The organism is Vibrio sp. 2033, from assembly GCF_033339735.1.
Genome location: NZ_JAWOVC010000010.1, coordinates 1 through 23,668 on the forward strand (window position 1 = coordinate 1; position 23,668 = coordinate 23,668).

The 23,668-nt window shown below is 44.5% G+C and carries 22 protein-coding genes; 14 read left to right on the forward strand and 8 right to left on the reverse strand.

Annotated elements, in window-relative coordinates:
- Positions 1–592: 592 nt before the first annotated feature.
- From R7P74_RS14015 to luxS, 9 genes are all read left to right on the forward strand, one after another.
- Complete coding sequence (locus R7P74_RS14015; RefSeq protein WP_005379932.1) at positions 593–850, forward strand: oxaloacetate decarboxylase subunit gamma; 258 nt, start codon at positions 593–595, stop codon at positions 848–850.
- Between the two features lie 31 nt (positions 851–881).
- On the forward strand, positions 882–2,666 hold the full coding sequence (gene oadA, locus R7P74_RS14020) for a sodium-extruding oxaloacetate decarboxylase subunit alpha (RefSeq protein ID WP_149192423.1): 1,785 nt from the start codon (positions 882–884) through the stop codon (positions 2,664–2,666).
- Positions 2,667–2,675: 9 nt separating this feature from the next.
- Positions 2,676–3,806, forward strand: a complete 1,131-nt coding sequence (locus R7P74_RS14025) for a sodium ion-translocating decarboxylase subunit beta (protein ID WP_005379935.1) — start codon at positions 2,676–2,678, stop codon at positions 3,804–3,806.
- Between the two features lie 123 nt (positions 3,807–3,929).
- A complete protein-coding gene (locus R7P74_RS14030) occupies positions 3,930–4,880 on the forward strand; it encodes an NADP-dependent oxidoreductase (protein WP_318122922.1) in 951 nt (316 codons plus the stop codon).
- Complete coding sequence (locus R7P74_RS14035) at positions 4,874–5,335, forward strand: YqaA family protein (RefSeq protein ID WP_005379938.1); 462 nt, start codon at positions 4,874–4,876, stop codon at positions 5,333–5,335. The genes R7P74_RS14030 and R7P74_RS14035 overlap by 7 nt, the downstream gene beginning before the upstream one ends.
- Positions 5,336–5,344: 9 nt before the next feature.
- Positions 5,345–8,188, forward strand: a complete 2,844-nt coding sequence (locus R7P74_RS14040) for a M16 family metallopeptidase (RefSeq protein WP_262630382.1) — start codon at positions 5,345–5,347, stop codon at positions 8,186–8,188.
- A gap of 156 nt (positions 8,189–8,344) precedes the next feature.
- Entirely contained in the window at positions 8,345–9,913 is a 1,569-nt protein-coding gene (gshA, locus tag R7P74_RS14045) for a glutamate--cysteine ligase (RefSeq protein WP_005385430.1), read from the forward strand.
- Between the two features lie 23 nt (positions 9,914–9,936).
- Positions 9,937–10,542, forward strand: coding sequence for a transglycosylase SLT domain-containing protein (locus tag R7P74_RS14050; protein ID WP_005379943.1), 606 nt, complete (start codon positions 9,937–9,939; stop codon positions 10,540–10,542).
- An 84-nt stretch (positions 10,543–10,626) separates the two neighbouring features.
- Positions 10,627–11,145 (forward strand): S-ribosylhomocysteine lyase, encoded by a 519-nt coding sequence (gene luxS / locus R7P74_RS14055; RefSeq protein WP_017820391.1) that lies wholly within the window; start codon positions 10,627–10,629, stop codon positions 11,143–11,145.
- Between the two features lie 68 nt (positions 11,146–11,213).
- Here luxS and R7P74_RS14060 read toward each other — a convergent pair whose 3' ends face one another.
- Both R7P74_RS14060 and R7P74_RS14065 read right to left on the reverse strand, forming a co-directional pair.
- The gene (locus tag R7P74_RS14060; RefSeq protein WP_005379948.1) at positions 11,214–12,494 is read right to left on the reverse strand and encodes an HlyC/CorC family transporter; all 1,281 of its coding nucleotides are present in this window, start codon (positions 12,492–12,494) and stop codon (positions 11,214–11,216) included.
- A gap of 124 nt (positions 12,495–12,618) precedes the next feature.
- The gene (locus tag R7P74_RS14065) at positions 12,619–13,413 is read right to left on the reverse strand and encodes a cytochrome C assembly family protein (RefSeq protein WP_005379950.1); all 795 of its coding nucleotides are present in this window, start codon (positions 13,411–13,413) and stop codon (positions 12,619–12,621) included.
- A gap of 224 nt (positions 13,414–13,637) precedes the next feature.
- On the opposite strand from R7P74_RS14065, the gene ffh reads away from it, so the two are divergent.
- From ffh to rplS, 5 genes are all read left to right on the forward strand, one after another.
- Positions 13,638–15,020 (forward strand): signal recognition particle protein, encoded by a 1,383-nt coding sequence (gene ffh, locus R7P74_RS14070; protein WP_005385423.1) that lies wholly within the window; start codon positions 13,638–13,640, stop codon positions 15,018–15,020.
- A gap of 209 nt (positions 15,021–15,229) precedes the next feature.
- On the forward strand, positions 15,230–15,478 hold the full coding sequence (gene rpsP / locus R7P74_RS14075; protein WP_005379962.1) for a 30S ribosomal protein S16: 249 nt from the start codon (positions 15,230–15,232) through the stop codon (positions 15,476–15,478).
- Positions 15,479–15,507: 29 nt separating this feature from the next.
- Entirely contained in the window at positions 15,508–16,056 is a 549-nt protein-coding gene (gene rimM / locus R7P74_RS14080; RefSeq protein WP_005379964.1) for a ribosome maturation factor RimM, read from the forward strand.
- A gap of 27 nt (positions 16,057–16,083) precedes the next feature.
- Positions 16,084–16,845, forward strand: a complete 762-nt coding sequence (gene trmD, locus R7P74_RS14085; RefSeq protein WP_005385420.1) for a tRNA (guanosine(37)-N1)-methyltransferase TrmD — start codon at positions 16,084–16,086, stop codon at positions 16,843–16,845.
- Between the two features lie 41 nt (positions 16,846–16,886).
- Entirely contained in the window at positions 16,887–17,240 is a 354-nt protein-coding gene (gene rplS / locus R7P74_RS14090) for a 50S ribosomal protein L19 (protein ID WP_005379971.1), read from the forward strand.
- 826 nt (positions 17,241–18,066) lie between these two features.
- Here rplS and yacG read toward each other — a convergent pair.
- The 6 genes from yacG to pilB all read right to left on the reverse strand — a co-directional run bounded on the left by yacG (position 18,067) and on the right by pilB (position 23,668).
- On the reverse strand, positions 18,067–18,261 hold the full coding sequence (gene yacG / locus R7P74_RS14095) for a DNA gyrase inhibitor YacG (RefSeq protein WP_017635922.1): 195 nt from the start codon (positions 18,259–18,261) through the stop codon (positions 18,067–18,069).
- Between the two features lie 158 nt (positions 18,262–18,419).
- Positions 18,420–19,160: a cell division protein ZapD gene (gene zapD / locus R7P74_RS14100; protein ID WP_005373086.1), complete on the reverse strand. Its 741-nt coding sequence runs from the start codon at positions 19,158–19,160 to the stop codon at positions 18,420–18,422.
- A 27-nt stretch (positions 19,161–19,187) separates the two neighbouring features.
- Positions 19,188–19,802 (reverse strand): dephospho-CoA kinase, encoded by a 615-nt coding sequence (coaE, locus tag R7P74_RS14105; RefSeq protein WP_017635920.1) that lies wholly within the window; start codon positions 19,800–19,802, stop codon positions 19,188–19,190.
- A complete protein-coding gene (locus R7P74_RS14110; RefSeq protein ID WP_012841418.1) occupies positions 19,803–20,672 on the reverse strand; it encodes a prepilin peptidase in 870 nt (289 codons plus the stop codon).
- Positions 20,673–20,735: 63 nt separating this feature from the next.
- Positions 20,736–21,959 carry a type II secretion system F family protein gene (locus R7P74_RS14115; protein ID WP_062730449.1) on the reverse strand — a complete coding sequence of 408 codons (1,224 nt, stop codon included), beginning with the start codon at positions 21,957–21,959 and terminating at the stop codon, positions 20,736–20,738.
- Between the two features lie 23 nt (positions 21,960–21,982).
- Positions 21,983–23,668: a type IV-A pilus assembly ATPase PilB gene (gene pilB / locus R7P74_RS14120; RefSeq protein ID WP_318122923.1), complete on the reverse strand. Its 1,686-nt coding sequence runs from the start codon at positions 23,666–23,668 to the stop codon at positions 21,983–21,985.

Here is a 23,668-nt window from a genome sequence, read left to right on the forward strand (position 1 = left end):
ATTGGCGCTGGACTAAACAAAGGCCCCCTTTTAGGGGGCTCACACAAAGCCACCTTCTTTAGAAGGTGGTAATTTACATCTAGACATCTGAAATATGGCGTAGGATCACTAGAGCCCATGTTCCTCTTTTTTAAAAGCGAATATGTGCGTATCTAAGCAATTTGCTATCAAGCTTCTGTCGCATCGTGTGAAATCATCCTGATTATCCCTCCTATACACTGACTTCCATTTTTCATTTCAATTACTCTCATGTAGTCACTTTGTTTGTTATTTGTTTATTGATTGTTAATTTTGTTCATCTTTTTGTTTTTGTTGGTTTTTACTTCGTGAGTCCCGATTTGATTTTGAAATCTAAATCGCAGTTTTTATTTATGTCCTCCTTTACTCTGTTCGTAAGGTGATAGCGATTTGAAGTGATTATTTTGTCATGAACTGTGATCTGGGTAGTGAATAAATAATCATTTATCAGGATTACTACAAACCTTCCTTAAACAAAATTGACAAAATTTAACCAATCGAGATAATCCATGGGTCGGGATTTGACACTATTAAAGTCCTGCACGTTGTCAGGATGACAAAGAAAGGAAGCAACATGACTAATATAGGAAGCCTGCTAGTAGATGCGGCCACCCTGATGCTAACGGGGATGGCGGTCGTATTTATTTTCCTCACTATTCTTGTTTATCTCGTTCGGTTAATGTCGAAATTGGTACCAGAAGAAGTACCAGAGCCGATCGCAGCACCAAAAACAAACACTAATATTCAATCAACCTCTTCAGCTGTTAGTCCACAAGTAGTGGCGGCGATCTCGGCTGCGATTCATAAACATCGCGCCTCATTCGCGAAGTAGCCGAACTAGGATTAAAAAGGAGTTTAAGAGCATGTCTAAACCACTAGCTATTACTGATGTGGTCCTTCGTGATGCCCATCAATCACTATTTGCTACGCGTATGCGTATTGAGGATATGCTGCCTATCGCAGCTGAGTTGGATAAGGTTGGTTACTGGTCTCTAGAGACTTGGGGCGGTGCAACATTTGATTCTTGTATTCGATTCTTAGGAGAAGACCCTTGGGAGCGTTTACGTGAACTAAAAAAAGCGATGCCTAATACACCAATGCAAATGCTACTGCGTGGTCAAAACCTTTTAGGATACCGCCATTATGCCGACGACGTAGTAGAGAAGTTTGTTGAACGCGCGCATGCTAACGGCATGGATGTATTCCGTATTTTTGATGCAATGAATGACGTGCGAAACTTCCAGAAAGCCGTTAAAGCAACGGTTGATGTTGGTGCGCATGCTCAAGGTACGTTGTCTTACACTACGAGCCCAGTGCATAACGCAGACACTTGGGTTGACTTGGCAAAACGCCTAGAGGATTTAGGTTGTCACTCGCTGTGTATTAAAGATATGTCTGGCTTACTTAAGCCTTATGAAGCGGAAGAGCTTATCACGCGTATCAAAGCGTCTTGTGATGTGCCATTGGCACTTCATTGTCATGCAACAACGGGGCTGTCTACAGCAACAGCGGTAAAAGCAGTAGAAGCCGGTATTGATATTCTCGATACTGCGATTTCTTCAATGAGTTGTACTTACGGTCATACACCGACTGAAACGGTAGTCGCTATGCTAGAAGGCACCGAGCGAGATACCAATTTGAAACTCGAGCAACTGGAATCTATCGCCGCATATTTCCGTGAGGTACGTAAGAAGTATGCGAAGTGGGAAGGCCAGTTAAAAGGAGTCGATTCACGCATCCTGATTGCTCAAGTGCCTGGTGGTATGCTGACCAATATGGAAGGCCAGTTGAAAGAGCAGGGTGCTGCGGATCGCATTGATGAAGTATTAGAAGAGATCCCTCGTGTACGTGAAGATCTTGGTTTCATTCCATTGGTGACTCCAACTTCACAGATCGTCGGTACGCAAGCGGTGATTAACGTTCTTACTGGCGAGCGCTACAAGAGTATTACCAAGGAAACCGCTGGCCTATTGAAAGGTGAGTACGGTCAAGCGCCAGCCGAGTTAAATGCAGAACTGCAAGCGAAAGTGCTTGATGGTAAAGAGCCAATTACCTGTCGTCCTGCCGATTTACTTGAGCCTGAAATGGAGACGCTTACGGTTGATCTGATGGAGAAAGCGAAATCAGAAGGCATTAAGCTAGCAAGTGAGCGTGTTGATGACGTACTCACTTATGCACTTTTCCCTCAAGTTGGGCTTAAGTTCCTTAAGAATCGTGAAAACCCAGAAGCATTTGAGCCTGCACCAACGCTAGAAGCTGCGAAGCCTGCTGTACCTGTAGCTCAACCAGCAACTGGTGGTGTAGAAACTTATAGTGTACGTGTTGACGGGCAGGTGTATGAGGTGGAAGTTGGCCCTCAAGGTGAACTGACATCTGTTGCTCCTTCTAATGCACCGGCAAAATCGGCTACACCTAGCGCACCTTCTAATGCTTCAGCAGAAGCGGTACCTGCTCCTCTTGCAGGTAACATCTTCAAAGTGAATGTTCAACCTGGTGCTGAGGTAGCTGAAGGCGATGTATTGCTCATCCTTGAAGCGATGAAAATGGAAACTGAAGTACGAGCGGCGCGTGGTGGTGTGGTTCAAGAGCTGAACGTTAAAGAAGGCGATGCTGTCACAGTAGGTGCGCCTCTGTTGAGCCTGGCGTAAGGGAGTATCATGGACGGATTGTTAACCCTTTGGGCAGAAACAGGGATCGCTAACTTCGAGTTCGGCCAAATCTGTATGATGCTGGTTGGTTGTACCTTGCTGTTTTTGGCAATTAAAAAAGGATTTGAACCTTTACTGTTATTGCCGATTGGTTTCGGTGCTATTTTGGCGAATATTCCAAATGCTGGCTTTACTGAGCCTGGTGGCTTGCTCTACTACGTTTACTACATTGGGATTGAATCGGGTGTGTTCCCGCTATTGATCTTCATGGGTGTGGGCGCGATGACTGACTTTGGTGCTTTGATCGCAAACCCAAAAACGTTGTGGTTAGGTGCGGCTGCGCAGTTTGGTATTTTTGCAACACTGTTTGGCGCTATTTTGCTCAACTATGTACCTGGCATGGAGTTCTCCATGGCAGATGCTTCGTCTATCGCGATCATCGGTGGTGCTGATGGGCCAACAGCGATTTTCTTAGCGAGTAAGCTCTCTCCAGATCTGCTAGGTGCGATTGCAGTCGCGGCATACAGCTATATGGCATTGGTGCCGATCATCCAGCCACCAATCATGAAAGCACTGACAACCAAGGAAGAGCGTCAAATCAAGATGGCTCAGCTTCGTCATGTTGGTAAATGGGAGAAAGTCATCTTCCCGCTTGCTGTATTACTGATGACGATTCTGTTCTTACCTTCAGCTACGCCATTGGTTGGTATGTTCTGTTTGGGTAACTTGATGCGTGAAGCTGGTGTGGTCGATCGTTTATCGAAAACTGCTCAAAATGAATTGATCAACATAGTGACTATCTTTTTAGGTCTTGGTGTTGGTTCTAAGCTGCAAGCTGAGCAGTTCTTGAACCTAGAAACGTTAGGTATCTTGGGGTTAGGCGCAGTTGCATTTAGTATCGGTACTGGTGCGGGCGTCCTGATGGCGAAACTGCTTAACAAGTTCTCGAAAGAAGACATCAACCCACTTATTGGTGCGGCTGGCGTTTCTGCGGTACCAATGGCCGCGCGAGTCGTAAACAAAGTTGGTTTACAAGCTAACCCGCAAAACTTTTTGTTAATGCATGCGATGGGACCAAACGTTGCTGGTGTGCTGGGTTCAGCCGTTGCGGCTGGTATATTGTTAGCACTTGTTGGTTAGACATTATTGAAAATGGAATGATCAACCAATTTACAAAATCACGATTAACTTAGGTTAACAAAATGGTTTATAGTCAAAGGGATGCTTTCGCATCCCTTTTTGTTTTCTTGCAGGGAATGGTTTATGGAACACAAACAGATCGTTATCACTGAGTTTGGTGATGCCAACGTACTCGCGATTCAACATGCTTCTACACCATCACCACAGCCTGGTGAAGTCTTAGTAAAAGTCGCTTTTTCAGGCGTAAATCCTATTGATGTCAAAGCTCGAGCTGGGCTCGGTTGGGCAGCAGCGCAGAATAAGGATAATTTACCTTGGGTGCCAGGTTACGACATCTCAGGAAAAGTGATGTCTTGTGGAGAGGGGGCATCACGTTTTAATGAAGGTGATGAGGTGGCTGGATTTATTGGTTTCCCAGTTCGAGGCGGTGGTTACAGTCAATACATATGTGTTCCAGAAACTGAGTTAAGTCATGTTCCTAGCTCCGTAACTTTGGAGGCAGCTGCTGCATTACCGTTGGCGGGACAAACTGCGGCACAAGCTCTCAGTAAGGCTAATGTGACGGAAAACGATCGCGTACTTATCCTCGCTGGAGCCGGTGGTGTTGGACACCTCGCGGTACAAATTGCGATCGCGACGAAAGCGGAAGTCTTTACAACCTGCAGTGAACGAAATTTAGACTACCTTGCGACGCTCGGTGCTCATGCAGTGAACTATCAATTTGCACCAGTGTCAGAACGTGTTGAAGATGTTGATGTTTTGATTGATTTAGTAGGCGGAGATGCTGCGTTAGATGCGCTTAAATGCCTGAAAGATAATGCGAGAGTCATCACCGTTCCAACCATAACTGCTGAGCTGATTTGTGAAAAAGCCAAACTCCTAGGCTTTGAGGCTAGTGGCATGTTGGTTGAACCAGCCCCTGCGCAGTTAGATACCTTGTTGTACATGGTCGGCGTTGGCTTACTGAAGACTGAAATTCAACAGGTTTATCCTATGAGTGATGTCATTGGTGCTCACCAGCAGGTCGAATCAGGAAGAACCAGAGGCAAGGTGTTGCTTGATATGACATGCTAGAAGCATTTAACACGAGTTTTGAAAGTTTAGCGCTTTGGTTTTCAGATTCAGCATTATGGGTGCTTTTCATGACCGGTTTTCTCAGTGCCACGTTGTTGCCTGGTGGTTCTGAGGCGGGCTTAGTTGCCACTCTCTCATTAAATCAATACTCCGTTTCTTCAATTGTTATGGTCGCTACTATCGGTAATACGCTTGGTGGCTTAACAAATTATTGGCTTGGCTTGTGGATTCCCAACAAAGCACAAGAGGAAAAGCACGGTCATACCGCATTAAAGTGGCTCTCTAAGTATGGCTATTGGGGGTTATTTTTTAGTTGGTTACCTGTAATAGGAGACCCGCTGTGTTTAGCCGCAGGGTGGCTAAGAATGAAGTTTCTGCCTTGCGTGATTTTAATATTTTTAGGAAAGGCTGCTAGGTATAGCTTACTTGCGGCCATCTATCTCGGATTATTTTAAGGAAAGTACATGAAGATGTTTTGGGTTGGCGCGTGTTCACTGTTGGTGATCACGGGCTGTGCATCAAATACGCCAGTTTCATCACTGCCGAAAGGGGTAACTTTCGTTGAGTCATCGAAAGCTGAAGAAGGCAAAGTTAAGATTCCATACCAAAAGTATAAACTCGATAATGGTTTAACGGTGATCTTAGCTCCTGAAGATTCTGACCCATTGGTCCATGTGGATGTGACTTACCATGTTGGTTCAGCTCGTGAAGAAGTGGGTAAGTCTGGTTTTGCGCATTTCTTTGAGCACATGATGTTCCAAGGCTCAGAGAACGTTGGTGACCAAGAGCACTTCAGAATCATCACAGAGGCTGGCGGCACGTTAAATGGTACAACAAACCGCGATCGTACTAACTACTTTGAAACTGTCCCTGCTAACCAGCTCGAGAAAATGCTGTGGTTAGAGTCTGACCGTATGGGCTTTTTGTTGGATGCGGTTTCTCAACGCAAATTTGAAATTCAGCGTTCTACTGTAAAAAATGAGCGAGCTCAGCGTTACGATAATCGTCCTTATGGCTTAATTTGGGAGCGCATGTCCGAAGCGCTATATCCTGAAGGTCATCCGTATTCGTGGCAAACCATTGGTTATGTTGAAGATCTTGATCGTGTTGATGTGAACGATCTCAAAGCGTTTTTCTTGCGTTGGTATGGCCCAAACAATGCGACTATCACGATCGGTGGTGACTTAGACGTTGAACAAACTCTAGAGTGGGTAAATAAGTACTTCGGTTCGATTCCTCGTGGTCCTGAGGTTGAAAATGCGCCGAAACAACCTGCAAAACTGCAAGAAGATAAATACATCACTCTAGAAGATCGTATTCAACAACCTATGGTGATGATCGCGTGGCCAACAACCTACAACGGCGAAGAAAGCCAAGCGTCTCTCGATACATTATCAGAAGTATTGGGTGGCGGTACCAACAGCGTGCTCTATCAAGACCTAGTGAAGACTCAAAAAGCGGTCGATGCTGGTTCATTCCATGATTGTGCTGAACTGGCGTGTAACTTTTACGTTTACGCAATGGGTGATTCTGGAGACAAAGGCGACCTATCAAAACTGTACGACGAGCTTTTACAATCACTGAATCAGTTTGCGGAAAAAGGCGTGACAAAAGATCGCCTTGAGCAGTTGAAGGGTAAAGCGGAAGCGGATGCTATTTTTGCGCTAGAAAGCGTTAAAGGTAAAGTGACTCAGTTGGCTTCCAACGAGACATTTTTCGGCGATCCTGATCGTCTTGAGCAACAGCTTGAACAAATCCGTGCAGTTACGCCGACTTCGGTAGAAAAAGCGTATACGGACTTTATCCAAGGTAAGAACAAAGTGACCCTAAGCGTGGTCCCAAAAGGAAAAACAGACCTTGTCGTAAAACCTGCGACCTTTGTGACACCAAAGCGTACGCTGCCAGAATATGAGAAGATTTCCGATGACCAATTGGCGTATCGTCGTGCGACCGATAACTTCGATCGCTCAGTGCAACCGCCAGTAGGAGAACCAGTGAAAGCGACGATGCCAGAGCTGTACGAGTTACATTTCAAGAATGGCTCAGAGCTGCTTGGTGCAGTTAGCGATGAAACGCCGACGGTGATGATGCAATTTAGTTTACCTGCAGGGACACGTTTTGTTGAAAAGGGTAAAGAAGGTCTTGCCCAATTGACCGCTGCGATGTTGCAAGAAGGTACAACGAAACGCAGTGTCGAAGAGATTCAAGCTGAGCTTGATAAACTAGGTAGTGTTATCTCTGTTAATGCCACAGGTTATACAACAAACATCAGTGTTTCTGCTCTAGAAAAGAACTTAGAGCCGACGTTAAAAATTGTCGAAGAGATGTTGCTGTCTCCTGCATTTAATCAAGATGATTTCGAGCGTGTAAAAATGCAAGCGCTAGAAGGCCTGGTATATGAGCACCAAAATCCAAGTTGGATGGCGTCACAAGCGAGTCGTCAGGTGCTCTATGGGGATTCGGTTTTTGCTCGACCAAAAGACGGCACGCAAGCAGGTGTCAGTGCATTAACGTTGGATGATGTCCGTGAATTCTACTCGAAGCATTACACGCCACAAAGTGCGCAAATCGTCGTTGTTGGTGACATCAATAAACAGGAAATTGAGCAGCAACTGACGTTCTGGAAAAACTGGCAAGATGAAGCTGCGCCATTGTATGCACCGCAAAGCATTGCTGCATTAGGTGAGCAAAAGATCCATCTTGTTGATAAACCAGGAGCGCCGCAAAGTGTGGTCATGATGGTTCGTCAAGGTATGCCTTACGACGCAACGGGCGATTTTTACCTAAGCCAACTGGCAAACTTCAACTTAGCTGGGAACTTCAATAGCCGCATTAACCAAAATCTACGTGAAGACAAGGGTTACACATACGGTGCTTACGGCTACTTCTCTGGTAATCCAGAAACAGGCTCGGTGGTTTTCACCGCGCAAGTACGAGCGGATGCAACGGTTGCTTCGATCATTGAGATGGAAAATGAGCTAAATGAATACTCGCAGTCAGGTATTACTGATGAAGAGATGAAATTTATGCGTCAAGCGGTCGGTCAAAAAGATGCACTGAAATATGAAACGCCAACACAAAAAGCGGAGCTCATCAGTGATATTCTTAAGTACAACCTCGATCATGATTACTTGCAGCAAAGAAACGCTATCGTAGAAAAAGTCGATAAGCAGACGTTGAATGCGCTGGCTCAGAAATGGTTTGATCCAAATGACTATCAAATTATCGTCGTTGGTGATGCTAAATCGTTGCGTCCTCAATTAGAAAAGTTGGGGAAAGACGTAGAAGAGCTTGAAATCATTCGATAGAGTACACATTTAATAGCGGAGAAACGTTTCTCCGCTATTCATCTAGATAAGCAACTTTTCGTGGGTTATTTATCTAGATGCATTAACTATCAATAACTTAGCTTACACTTGTGTTATGTAACAAGTGTCCTGCTCCCAATATAAGCGAACCTCATTTTGACTGATTTTGCTGCGCGACTAAAAAAAGTTGCATCAAACCCCGAAGTATTTAAGCAGTTTGGACGCGGTGTTGAGCGAGAAACTTTGCGCTATCGTCAGGATGGACATCTAGCTACAACTCCTCATCCTGAAGGGTTAGGCTCTGCGTTCACAAATCAATGGATCACAACGGATTTTTCGGAATCATTGTTAGAGTTCATTACGCCTGTGTCACATGAAATTCCAGAACTGATGGCACAGCTGAAAGATATCCATCATTTCACTCAAACCAAAATGGGTGAAGAGAAAATGTGGCCACTATCAATGCCTTGCTACGTGGGCTCAGAGGATGATATTCAGTTAGCCCAGTATGGCTCTTCGAATGCAGCGAAAATGAAAACGCTGTACCGAGAAGGCCTAAAGCGTCGCTATGGCAGCCTGATGCAAATTATTTCAGGTGTCCATTTTAACTTCTCGTTTCCTGAAACATTTTGGGATGCGCTCTATGGCGAGCAAGATGAACAAGCCCGCCAAGATGCTAAGTCTGATGCGTACTTTGCGTTGATCCGTAATTACTACCGCTTTGGCTGGATGATTCCCTACTTCTTTGGTGCATCACCAGCGTTATGTGGCTCTTTTATTCAAGGTCGTGAAACCGATCTGCCATTCGAGAAGATTGGCGGGACATTATATTTGCCGAAGTCGACGTCTTTGCGTTTGAGCGATCTTGGCTATACCAATAGTGCGCAAAGTGTGCTGAAAATTGGTTTTAACAGCATTGACCAATACCTCGATGGTTTGAGTGATGCGATTCGCCACCCATCAGAAGAGTTTGCGAAAATTGGGGTAAAAGTGGATGGTGAATACCGCCAGCTTAATTCCAATATCTTACAAATTGAGAATGAACTGTACGCTCCGATTCGTCCAAAACGTGTATCGAAAAGTGGTGAGAAGCCTTCAGATGCGTTACGACGCGGTGGTGTCGAATACATTGAAGTTCGTTCTCTAGATGTTAACCCATTCAGCGCAGTGGGCTTAAATGAAGAGCAAGTACGATTCTTGGATCTCTTCCTTACCTGGGCGGCCTTGTCAGACTCAGACCCTATGGATAACTGTGAATTAGAGTGTTGGCGCGATAACTGGAATAAAGTCATTGTTTCAGGCCGTGAAAAAGGTCTAATGCTGCAAATTGGTTGCCAAGGTGAGCGTCTATCTCTACAAGATTGGGCACACCGAGTTTTCGTCGAGTTACGTCAAATAGCACAGCAAATGGATATGACCGCTGGTGGCAGTGCATACCAAGATGTGTGTAATCAACTCGAGACATGGATTGATAACCCAGAACTAACGATCTCTGGTCAACTATTAGAGCTAACGAAAGAGCTGGGTGGGCTAGGTAAAGTTGGTTGTACTCTTGGTATGAAGTACCGTGATGAAAACCTAGCTCACGGTTATCAGTACTATTCACAAGATACGATGGAAACGGAAGTAGCGTCGTCCGTGGAAAAACAAAAGCAAGCAGAGCAGAGTGACACGCTTTCTTTTGATGATTTTTTGGAAGATTACTTTGCTTACCTGAAGCAGTAATGACTAACTAAGGATTGGTGCGGTTGAACATTAAGTCGTCAGTAGTAGCGGTACTTGGAAGCGTGTTACTTGCAGGTTGTGCTACGGCACCGCCAAAGCAGCAGAATAACTTATGCGAGATATTCCGAGAGAAATCCGGTTGGTACGATGATGCCAAAGATATGGAAGATGAATGGGGGACCCCTATTCATGTCGCTATGGCCATCATTAAACAAGAAAGCAGCTTTCGGCACGATGCAAAACCACCTAAAGATTATTTGCTAGGGTTTATTCCTTGGGGACGAGTCAGCAGTGCGTATGGTTACGCTCAAGCTCAAGACCCTGCTTGGGAAGACTTCCAAGATGCCACAGGTCAGGGTGGCTCTCGTACCAACTTCGATGATTCTATGATGTTTGTCGGTTGGTATACTCATGAAACACGGCGTCAGCTAGGGATTTCATTATGGGATCCCTATAACCAGTATCTGGCTTATCATGAAGGGCGAGGTGGGTATAAGCGAGGTACTTATAATCGAAAGCCTAGTTTAATCAAAGTCGCTCGACGTGTTGAACAAACAGCGAAAACTTATGGCTGGCAGCTGAAGCAATGTCGTCAGGAATTAGAAGACAACAGCAGCTGGTTCTTTTAGCCCACAGTCAGTTCATGTGCTGTAGGGATGAATGACATTTATCCATTACCGAAAGGTACTGGAGTTACAATCAGGAGAGATGTAATGCCTTTACTCGATAGTTTTACCGTGGACCACACTCGTATGAATGCACCGGCAGTGCGAGTGGCGAAAACCATGCAGACCCCAAAAGGGGATACGATTACTGTTTTCGACTTACGCTTTACTGCGCCAAACAAAGACATTCTTTCTGAAAAAGGTATTCACACCCTAGAGCACCTTTATGCAGGCTTTATGCGTAATCACCTAAACGGTGATTCTGTTGAGATCATCGATATTTCGCCTATGGGTTGCCGCACAGGTTTTTACATGAGTCTGATTGGCACACCATCAGAGCAGCAAGTCGCAGATGCTTGGATTGCAGCAATGGAAGACGTGCTGAAGGTAGAAAGTCAGAATAAGATCCCTGAACTTAACGAATACCAATGCGGCACGGCAGCAATGCACTCTTTAAAAGAAGCACAACAGATCGCAAAGAACATTTTGGATGCTGGTGTTTCGGTGAACAAAAATGATGAACTTGCTTTGCCTGAGTCGATGTTAAAAGAGTTGCGCATCGACTAGGTGCTCATTAAGAAGCATATTGCCCCAATAAGTAAAAAAGCCTGACATGAGTCAGGCTTTTCTTTTGTTTATTTGGATGTCGATTTTTTCTTCTTCGGATAAACACGAACGAGCTTGATGCGGTTTTCTTCAATCTCAACAAGCTCCATTGGATGACCAGCCACTCTCACGCTTAAATGGCTCTCTGGAATATCTTCCAGGTGCTCCAAAATAAGGCCGTTTAATGTTCTTGGGCCATCCGTTGGTAAATCCCATTTCAGGCCTTTGTTAATATCTCGAATATTGGTGCTGCCTTCAATAAGGAAGCTTCCGTCACCTTGAGGACTGATCTCATCAGAGAGGCTTGGAGAAATTGACGTCGTGAACTCACCAATGATCTCTTCCAGAATATCTTCAAGAGTAATTAGACCGATGATATCACCGTACTCATCCACGATCAGACCGATACGTTGCTTGTTACGTTGGAATTTCAACATTTGCACGTTCAGTGGTGTGCCTTCTGGGATGTAATAGACCTCATCAGCAGCACGTAATAGCGTTTCTTTGTTGAATTCGTTCTTTTCCAACATCAGACGATAAGCCTCGCGCAAGCGCAGCATGCCAACCACTTCATCAATTTGGTCACGATAGAAAACTATGCGCCCATGTGGTGAGTGTGTTAGCTGGCGAACAATGGATTTCCAGTCGTCGTTAATATCAATACCGGTAATTTCATTGCGTGGGACCATAATGTCGTTCACGGTGACGTGCTCAAGATCTAAAATAGACACTAGCATGTCTTGGTGTCGACGAGGGATCAAACCGCCAGCTTCATTTACCACCGTACGCAGCTCATCGGAGCTAAGATGATCTTCTGCTGAGTGATCCGCTCTCACACCAAGTAAGCGGATAAAGCCATTCGTAATAAAGTTAACAAGCATCACTAAAGGCGACAGTAACTTCATCAGTATGGTCAATAATATACTGCTCGCGTAGGACACACGTTCAGGGTAAAGCGCTGCAATTGTTTTAGGGGTAACCTCGGCAAAAACCAATACAACCATAGTTAGTGCACCGGTTGCGATAGCGACACCTAAATCACCATACAAACGCATACCAATAATGGTCGCGATCGCGGACGCGAGAATATTAACGAGGTTGTTGCCGATAAGAATAAGACCAATCAAACGATCTGGACGGTCTAATAGTCTTTCGACTCGCTTAGCACCCTTATGCCCGTTTTTGGCTAAGTGTTTTAAGCGATAACGATTCAGAGACATCATCCCTGTTTCTGAACCGGAAAAGTAACCTGATATGACGATAAGACACGCGAGTAGCGCAAACAAGATACCCGTAGAGATGTCGTCCAAAACGTTGCTGTTCCTTGTAAGTATTGGGTTATATAACGGTTGAGTAAGTCCGTTAAGTCAAAGAGTTAAGGCGTACTGTATTTTATCTAGCCTAAAATATAAAGGATAGGAGCCCTAGAGCTCCTTAATTCAAGATGATTTCTTTTACAAAGCGACTGCCAAAATATGCCAGAGTTAACAGTGTTGCTCCTGCAACAGCGAACCATGTGACTTTTCTACCACGCCAGCCTTTTTGATAGTGACCCCAAAGCAGTATTGAGTACACCACCCAAGCGATGAAAGAAAGAATGCCCTTATGTGCCTTACCTTGGGCAAACATATCCTGCACAAAGACAAAGCCAGTAATGAGCGTGGCAGTTAACAATAAGTTACCGATCAAAATAATTTTGAAGAGTTGACGCTCCACCATTAATAGAGGCGGCAGGTTTGGGTTAATCGCCAAAGATTTTTTTGCTTTCAGTTTGTGATCCAGCCAAGCCAACTGAAGCGCATAGAGTGCCCCGATAGTTAAAGTCGCGTATGAGAAGAGCGCAAATGAAATATGAATGAGTAGCTTAGGGTCATTCTCTAGGTGCTTTATAAACGTGCTTGGCAAAAATGTGGCAGCAGATAAATTGATGGCAGCAAAGCTATAAACGACAGGCAATAAAAACCACAGTCGGTTTTTCAACATAGCAAGGCTCATGACCAGAGAAATAATAAAACTGATCAAAGAAGCCACGTTGAGAATACTCAGGTTTTGACCTGAACCATCAAAAATCAGATCACTCAAAATCCACGCATGAAAAACAAGCGCACAGGCAGCACTAGCAAACACTGTTTTTGCTTTGATTCCTGACTGTTGTGAGAGTCCGGGTATGATGGTCGCAATCGCCAAGACATAAAGTATGGCGGCCGCGATGGCTATTAAGCTATCCATGAATCCTAAATATTATTGTGCACGATGGAGAAATTATACCTTGCATTACACTTTGGGGCTACGATATATCCGACATCAATCGTGAGAGATGAGATATTGAAATTAATAAGTTACCGCACCATATATAAATAGAGACAAGAATAGGACAGCGGTACGGGTATGACTCAGACCTTGGCTAATGTATACTCACACTAATTAATCGCCATTTTAGCGAAGAGACAAAGATGTTTGAGAATTTAACGGATCGATTATCCAAAACGCTGAAAAATATCAGTGGTAAAGGTCGTCTGACCGAAGACAACATTAAAGAAACCCTACGTGAAGTCCGAATGGCTCTACTTGAAGCTGACGTTGCGCTTCCGGTCGTTCGTGAATTTGTGAACCGCGTTAAAGAAAAAGCGGTGGGCGTAGAAGTTTCTAAATCTCTGACTCCAGGTCAGGAATTTATCAAGATCGTTCAAACAGAACTTGAAGCCGTAATGGGTGAGTCGAATGAGGCGCTAAACCTTGCTGCTCAACCACCTGCAGTGCTTCTTATGGCTGGTCTACAAGGTGCGGGTAAAACCACATCGGTAGGTAAGTTATCTAAGCTTCTAAAAGAACGTGACAAGAAGAAAGTCTTGGTTGTGTCTGCCGACGTTTACCGTCCTGCGGCAATCAAGCAGCTTGAAACACTGGCATCAGACATCGGTGTTGACTTCTTCCCATCATCACCAGACCAAAAGCCTATTGATATCGCCAATGCAGCAATTGACCATGCGAAGAAAAAATTCTACGACGTACTTATTGTCGATACCGCAGGTCGTTTGGCAATTGATGAAGAGATGATGGGGGAGATCAAAGATCTTCACGCAGCTATCAACCCAGTAGAAACGCTATTTGTTGTTGACGCCATGACGGGTCAAGACGCAGCAAATACAGCAAAAGCCTTTGGCGATGCGCTACCTCTTACTGGTGTAGTTCTAACTAAGGTTGATGGTGATGCTCGTGGTGGTGCGGCACTTTCAGTACGCCATGTCACGGGCAAACCAATCAAATTCTTGGGTGTCGGTGAAAAAACTGACGCGCTAGAACCGTTCCACCCAGATCGTGTTGCTTCACGTATTCTTGGCATGGGTGACGTTCTGTCTTTGATTGAAGACCTACAACGCAACGTTGACCAAGAAAAGGCAGAAAAGTTAGCGAAGAAGTTCAAAGAGAAGAAAGGTTTCGACCTTGAAGATTTCCGTGAACAGCTAGGCCAGATGCAAAACATGGGCGGCATGATGGGGATGATGGATAAGCTTCCAGGAATGTCCCAGCTACCAGACAATGTGAAAGATAAAGTCGATGACAAGATGTTCAAACAGATGGAAGCGATCATCAGCTCCATGACAATGAAAGAACGTCAACGCCCAGAAATTATCAAGGGCTCGCGCAAGAAGCGTATCGCGGCTGGTTCTGGTGTGCAGGTTCAAGATGTAAACCGCTTACTAAAACAGTTCACCCAAATGCAGAAAATGATGAAAAAGATGCAAAAAGGTGGCATGAAAGGCATGATGCGCAACATGCAAGGCATGATGGGCGGCATGGGTGGTGGCGGTGGCTTCAACCCATTTGGTCGTTAATTAATCGATCACGCATAGATTCAGGGTGTTAGGTACGTCACAAACTTTAAATTCAATTTATGTTGGTGAAAAAGTAACTAAACTCCTTGCATTGCTCCGGGAGAAGAGTAAAATTCCGGAGCTTTATTTTGGCACGAGACCCCAAACTGTTTAATTTCTTGAATGGTTTTTGGGGTTAATTTTATTTTTGAGAAAGCAAAGAGGACGACATGGTAACCATTCGTTTGGCACGTCACGGCGCTAAAAAGCGTCCATTTTATCAAATCGTAGTAGCGGACAGCCGCAACGCTGCAACTGGCCGTTTCATCGAGAAAGTTGGTTTCTTCAACCCAACTGCTAAAGGTCAAGAAGAAGGTCTACGTCTAGACCTAGACCGCGTTAACCACTGGGTTGGTCAAGGCGCGTCAGTATCTGACCGTGTTGCTAAGCTAGTTAAAGACGCTCAAAAAGCGGCTTAATTTTTTACTTGAAAAGTAGAAACTAGTTTATGTCGATGAAAGGTAAAGAAACAATGAGCAACGAAAAGATTGTTGTAGGCAAGTTTGGTGCTACTTACGGCATTCGTGGTTGGCTTAAGGTTTTTTCCTACACAGACAATGCTGAAAGCATTTTCGATTACAGCCCTTGGTACATTAACCAAAAGGGCAAGTGGGTTGAGTACAAAGTAGAAAGCTGGAAGCGCCATAACAAAGGTATGGTGGCTAAGCTGGAAGGCATGGATGTTCGTGAAGACGCGCATCTAATGACGAACTTTGAAATTGCTATTGACCCTGCGGTACTTCCTGAATTGTCAGAAGATGAGTTCTACTGGCGCGAATTGTTTGGGATGCAAGTTGTAACTACTAAAGGTTACGATCTAGGTGTCGTTACTGACATGCTAGAAACTGGCTCAAACGATGTTCTGGTTGTTAAAGCAAATCTTAAAGATGCTTTCGGGCAGAAGGAACGATTAATCCCGTTCCTTGAAGAGCAAGTGATCATTAATGTTGATCGCGAAGCTCAACGGATCGAAGTTGACTGGGATCCTGGATTCTAATCTCCAAAATTACAGAGCGAGATAAACATGTGGGTTGGCGTTATTAGCCTTTTTCCAGAAATGTTCCGTTCTGTTACTGATTTTGGAGTAACAGGTCAAGCGGTTAAAAAAGGTCTTTTGTCGATTGAGACTTGGAATCCTAGAGATTTCACTCACGACAAACATCGCACAGTCGATGACCGACCTTACGGTGGTGGCCCTGGTATGTTAATGATGGTTCAGCCTTTGCGCGATGCCATTCATACCGCGAAAGCAGCCTCACCGGGCAAGACGAAAGTCATCTACCTTTCTCCTCAAGGTCGCAAGCTCGACCAGAAAGGAGTGGAAGAACTGGCAACGAATGAGAACTTGCTTCTGATTTGTGGTCGTTATGAAGGGGTAGATGAGCGCATCATTCAATCTGAAGTCGACGAAGAATGGTCGATTGGTGATTTTGTGATGACGGGTGGTGAGATACCAGCCATGACGTTAATCGACTCTGTCTCTCGGTTTGTTCCGGGTGTACTAGGGGATTTCGCGTCAGCAGAAGAAGACTCTTTTGCAAATGGCTTGTTAGATTGCCCTCACTATACGCGTCCAGAAGTATTGGATGACAAAGAGGTACCAGCTGTACTGATGTCAGGCAATCACAAGGACATTCGTCAATGGCGACTCAAGCAGTCGTTGGGCCGTACTTGGCTAAGAAGACCAGAGCTCCTGGAAAACCTAGCTCTGACTGACGAACAGGAACAATTACTTGCTGAGTTTGTTAATGAGCATAAAGCCATTAAAGAACATAACGCAAAGTAACCTAATTTATTTAGTATCAGTTTATTCTAGGAATTTAAAAAATGAGTAACATCATCAAAGCTCTTGAAGAAGAGCAAATGAAATCAGACCTACCTAAATTTGCACCAGGTGACACTGTTGTAGTTCAAGTTAAGGTAAAAGAAGGTGACCGTGAGCGTCTACAGGCTTTCGAAGGCGTTGTAATCGCAATCCGTAACCGTGGTCTACACTCTGCTTTCACTGTACGTAAGATCTCTAACGGTGAAGGTGTTGAGCGTACGTTCCAAACACACTCTCCAATCGTTGATAGCATCGAAGTTAAACGCCGTGGTGCAGTACGTCGTGCCAAGTTGTACTACCTACGTGAGCGTTCTGGTAAGTCTGCTCGTATCAAAGAGAAACTTGCTAAGAAGTAATGCTATAACTAGCGTTCTCATCTTAAACGGAGTCCTTTTAGGGCTCCGTTTTTTTATTTGTGTAATTAGCTTGTTCGTTTCTTTTCACCCGACCTGCACTGTCGATGCTCATGCACTGACGTACACTCCACGCCTCTGTCTTGTTGTGAATAGATTCCTGATGTCGCTATGGCTCCTCGGAATGACGGGAAACAATGATCAAATATTACTGGGTACTGTGGTTAAAATTCGTCATTCTGGATAGCGACGAAGGAGCGTGATTCAGAATCTACTAGTTGAGAATGTAAGTGTTTAAGTTGTTAGCTTCATCCTTGCTGTTAGTAGATTCTTAATGTCGCTATGGCTCCTCGGAATGACAGGAAATGATGGTCAAAGATTACAGAGTACCGTGGTTAAAATTCGTCATTCTGGACAGCGACGAAGGAGCGTGATTCAGAATCTACTAGTCGAGCATGCAATTGTTTAAGTTGTTAGCTTCATCCTTGCTATGAGTAGATTCCTGATGCCGTTATGGCTCCTCGGAATGACAGGAAATGATGGTCAAAGATTATAGAGTACCGTGGTTAAAAATCGTCATTCTGGATAGCGACGAAGGAGCGTGGTTAAAAATCTACTCGCTGAGAATGCTAGTGTTTCAGTTGTCCAACAGTATTCTTGCTATGAGTAGGTTCTTGATTTCGCTATGGCTCCTCTGAATGACGGGAATTGATAGCCAAAGATTACAGGGTACCGTGGTTAAAATTCGTCATTCTGGACAGCGACGAAGGAGCGTGATTCAGATTCCCCAAGAAGGAACCTAGGGTATTCCTTTACCCTAGGTCTCAATTTAATACTGGTCTTCAGACCAGCCATCACTATCGGACATATCGGGTGCGCCTGGGATGGTGTTTTCTTCATCTGCCCATTCACCAAAGTCAATCATTTGGCATTGTTTACTGCAGAAAGGGCGATGAGGACTTTGTTCTCCCCATTCTACGTCGGCGCCACATTGTGGGCATTGAACGATGGTAACTTTAGACATAGTTGAGCGTCCCATTACTAATTGGTGTTAAAGGGTAGTATACCTAAACGAATTAAAGATGGCTTATTCAACGCGCTATTGCTGCTACGAAATTTTATCAAATATAAGCGCAATAAAGCGTTGAATTTTAGATTATGGAGGCGAGGCGTAGTGTCGTCTTAGCTGCACACAGCAAGTTCAAATTCAATATCTTGTGTGCACGCTTGACCGTTTTCAAACGACATGAACTTGATCGCAAAGCGATTTTTATGACCTGAAATCATAGGATAAACGCCATATTCCATTGGGATATGAAGTCTTAGAATGTTGGCTTCATCAGCGTCGCTTTGGAAGAAACCTGCACGACCGATTTGAGCTTTGAAATGTCCGGTCTCTCTAGTGAGCTTTAACCATAACGAAAGCGCATCAGATAAGGGCTTTAAGCTTGCTTGCCACTGTTGTGCATCACGCTTTTTACGTTCAATAGGTAGATGAAGCCAGTAGTGTAATGCTGGCAGATCAAAACAGCATGAACCACCCGGTAGATTAAAGCGTTGGCGGATAGAGCTTAGGAAGCGATCTTCTTTTAATGCTTGGCCAAAACGTTCAGCACCCATTAGTTGGCTATGAACGACATCTATCTCTTGTAGTAGGGTATTTAATGCGTCTTGATCGACACCATCAACATTTAGCCAATGGCGGTACGACAGCCGTTGCTTCTCAAGATCTTTAGCCAGTTCACTTTTCAGTTGGATTTGTTCGAAGATCTCAACCATATCGAATAACGCACGGAAAAACAGTTGATACTGATGATTTTCGCTAAACCCAGAGGCCAAGTGAGCCTGACGCAGCAGAGACTCCACTCTTAGATAAATACGAGTTTTCTCATTTAACGGATGTTCAAATTTGTGCGTGGTCATCGACATAAGCCTTTGTGAGTTTCGTTCCTATTTTCGCAGATTTTTCTTACACATGGCTAGGTACTTTTCGTGCAAATCTGTGATTTGAAGCAAAAGATCAGGGTCACTTGGATTATTCTTAACCACATCGTCTGCAAGCGCGAGCCTTTGCTCTCTTGATGCTTGAGAGGCAAGGATGGCGCGAACTTGATCTTCACTCACATTGTCTCGTTTCATCGTGCGAGATATCTGTGTATTCGGTTCTACATCGACGACAAGAACGCGATCACACAAACTATCTAGCTTGTTTTCTACGAGCAACGGCACCACAAGTAACGCATACTCTGAAGTGACTTGCTGCAAATCTTCGATCATCTTTTCACGAATTATCGGGTGCAACAGTGCGTTGAGCCATGCTTTTTCATCTGAATTCGAAAAGATTTTTTCTCTCAGCTTTGCGCGATCTAAAGTTTGGTCTTCACGAACGATATCGTGACCAAAATGTTCAATAATCGCGTTTAGGCCGGGAGTACCTGGTTCGACAACTTCTCTTGCTACAATGTCGGCATCGACGATATCGATTTTAAATTGTTGTTTGAACAGATTCGCGACGGTTGTTTTTCCACTAGCGATACCACCTGTTAAACCAATAACCAAAGCCATTTACACTCCTAGAACTGAAGTAAAGTACCAGTTTAAAATCTGGTCGCCCCAAATTAAGCTTATCCAACCAGCAATTGCTAAGTAAGGACCGAAAGGGAAAGCTTTTTCAATTCCCTGCTTTTGCAAGCGTAGTTGAATGATGCCAAATACGATGCCAACCACAGAAGAAAGTAGAATGATCATCGGCAGTGACTGCCAACCTAGCCAAGCTCCTAGTGCCGCTAGTAGTTTAAAATCACCATACCCCATTCCTTCTTTACCAGTAAGTAACTTAAAGCCCCAGTAAACGGACCAGAGACATAGGTAACCAGCAATAGCACCAATGACAGAATCTTGTAGAGTAACAGGACTTATTTCGACTAATGCTAAGGCAATGCCAGCCCAAGTTAATGGTAATGTTAATTGGTCAGGTAACAACATAGTATCGAGATCGATAAATGTTGCGGCGATTAAGATAAAAGTGAAAAAGAGTAGGGCAACGGTAAAGTAACTAAAACCAAAGTGGTAAGCGACAAAGCCTGAGCAGAACGCAGTGAGCAGTTCAATCAGTGGATAGCGTGCGCTAATGGCTGTCTGACAGTTGTGGCATTTGCCTTTTAAAAGCAGCCAGCTAATCACAGGAATGTTGTCGCGAATACGTATCGGTGTTGCGCATTTCTGGCAGGAGGAGCGTGGGACGCTCAAGGTCAGCACTTCTTTAGGAGGTTCTATTTTGTATTCAGGAAATGACTCGGCACATTCGCGTCGCCATTCTAGTTCCATGATTTTAGGTAGTCGATAAATAACCACATTGAGGAAGCTACCCACGATCAGACCGAAGATGGTGGCAAACACAACGAATAGCCAAGGGTAGTACTGGAATACTTCCATATTTGTCTCTTGAGCGATGAGTGAAATCAGCAAGTGCTGTTTTAAAGGAGTTAACAGCTCATTCTAGCCCAATACACTCATTAAGTTAAAGATTGGCAAGTACATTGCTGTCACTAATCCGCCAACAACGATACCTAAAAAAACGATAATTAGTGGCTCTAGAATTTTACTAAGGTTGTCGACGGTGTTGTCGACTTCAAACTCGTAGATCGTTGCAACTTTATTGAGCATATCGTCAAGTCGACCAGACTCTTCACCGATCATAACCATTTGTAACACCAATTCAGGGAACACATTACAATTACGCATGGCAACATACATTGGCATACCTGCGGCGGTATCACGGTAAACTTCTTCTATAGCGAGTTGATAGTGTAAGTTTCCTGAGGTTTTTGATGTGGTTTTTAAACTGGTTAGAATTGGAATACCCGCTGTAAAGCTTGTGGCGAGTGTTCGACTAAATTTGGCGATAGCGGCTTTTGATAATACAGGGCCCAGAACAGGAAATTTAAGCACAGAGCGGTTGAGCATTAAGCGAAAAGAATCTGAACGCTTAGAGAGGATTCTCGCCGAGATGAATAAACTAATGGAGCCTAGTGCGATAAACGGACTCCAGTTTTGTGTCCAGGCGGAAAGATCTAATACTTGCCTGGTAAACCACGGTAAGTCAGCACCAAAACCAACAAACATTTTTTCAAACTCGGGAATGACTTTGGTGAGCATGATAAACGACACGCCTAACGCTACTAGAACTACCATGGCTGGGTAGATCAGTGCTTTGATCACTTTCGCACGAAGCTGCTCATTTTTTTCTCGGTAGGTGGCTAAGCGCTCGAACACTTCTGCTAAGTTACCGGATTGCTCACCTGTTGCGATAAGGTCGGTATAGAGTGGGTCAAAGTGTTCACTTGCAGTGCGCATGGCTTTTGACATAGGCGTACCCGCTTCGACGGCGCGTGTTACGCTCATCAAAATGGATTTCATCTCTGCTTTTTTGTGATTTTCTGATACCAATTTTAAAGCCTGAACTAAGGGGACACCGGTTATCAACATCGTCGAAATTTGACGGGTAAACACCGTGATGTCTCTGCCTTTTACGCGATGGCTGAGTTTAGTGAGAAACGAGATACTGCTTTTCTTTAACTTCTTGATCTTGATATGCTGTGCGTTTAGGCGTTCGCGTACTTCAATTTCTGTCATCGCGAGGGTTTGTCCAGACGTCTTTTTGCCTGAACTGTTGATGCCTTTCCAGCGGAAGTTTTTAAGTTGTGGTGTAGTGCTTTTCATAGAGGTGACTGCTGATTAAAGGATTAAAAATAAAGTACGCGCTGTAGTTCACTAAAACTTGTGATCCCTTGTTTGAGTTTTTCTATGCCCGACATTTGTAACGTGCTCATACCATTTGCGATGGCGAGTTTTTCTAGTTCATGTACCGAGGCGCCTTTAATAAGCGCTTCGGAAAGAAATTCATCAAAGCGCATCACTTCATAAATCCCCGTTCGGCCGGAATAACCATGGGTACACTCATTACATCCATCGGGATTGGCTTTAAAAATGTTGTCGCTTGCTTGAATTCCAAGGTGTTGTAGCTGAACGGTAAGCTCTTGTGATTGTTTACAGTGCGAGCACAGTTTACGGGCCAAGCGCTGGGCAATAATCAAACTAAGGGATGAGGCCAAGTTAAAGCTTTCTACGCCCATGTTTGATAAACGAATAACCGTTTCAGCCGCAGAGTTGGTATGCAAGGTTGAAAGTACTAAGTGACCAGTTTGCGAGGCTTTGATGGCGATTTCTGCAGTGTCTAAGTCACGAATCTCACCGACCATTACCACATCGGGGTCTTGACGTAAGAAAGAGCGCAGTGCTTCGGCAAAACCAAAACCAATCTTAGGCTGGACTTGAACTTGGTTAATGCCCGATAAGTTAATTTCTACTGGGTCTTCTGCCGTAGAAATGTTGATTTCTGGTTTATTGAGGATACTCAGCCCGGTGTACAAAGAAACGGTTTTTCCGCTCCCTGTTGGGCCTGTCATCAGAATCATGCCTTGTGGGCGACGCAGCGCATCCAAGTACAATTGTTTTTGTTGTTCGCTATAACCAAGCTTGTCGATATCCAATGACGCAGAGCTGCTGTCGAGCAGTCGTAGTACAATTTTCTCTCCGAATAGAGTCGGTAGCGTGGATACACGCATATCAATTGCGGTGTTTTGATTCAACTTGAGCTTAATACGCCCATCTTGTGGTAAACGTCGCTCTGCAATATCAAGTTTAGAGAGGATTTTGATACGAGCGGATAAGCGGCGACTTAAGTGGCTTGGTGGCTGCTGTGTTTCAATTAAGATGCCATCACAGCGTAGGCGCACGCGGTACATCTTTTCATAAGGCTCAAAGTGGATATCGGATGCGCCTTTGCGCACAGCGTCCAACAGAATTTGGTTGATGTAACGGCTAACAGGAGACTCATCTTGGCTCAAGTCTTCAATGTTGTCGATTTCATCTGCGCCCACGTCAACCAGATTGGCTAACTCTTCTTGGTTGATCTCTTTTAACCCGGACTTCTCATGACTCAATGAACGACCATACAAGCGTCGAATTGCCGCGCTGAGTTGACTAAAATCCCCCAAGACCAATTCAACCTGTAAACCAGTGGCAAAGCGAAAATCATCTTCTGCTTGTTGGTTGGTGGGGTCGGCAACGGCGAGTAATAACGTTGAAGACGTACGCTGGAGTGGGAGTGCGTTATGCCGCGTGATTAATTCCCTAAGGCCAAGTTGCTGACAAAGCGAAGCATACTCGTACTGAGATAACTCGGGCTGATTTAAACCAAAGAGAGAACTTAAGTGCTCAGCGAGTTCGCTTGATGTAAATAATCCAGAACTGAGTAAAGCCTCTGGCATCGAAATGCCAGAAGCTTTGACTTGCTCTATTAACGATTCTTCTTGGGAAAACGTCAGTAACCCTTTTTGGCGAAGAGCCGTGGATAGGTTGGTCAACAT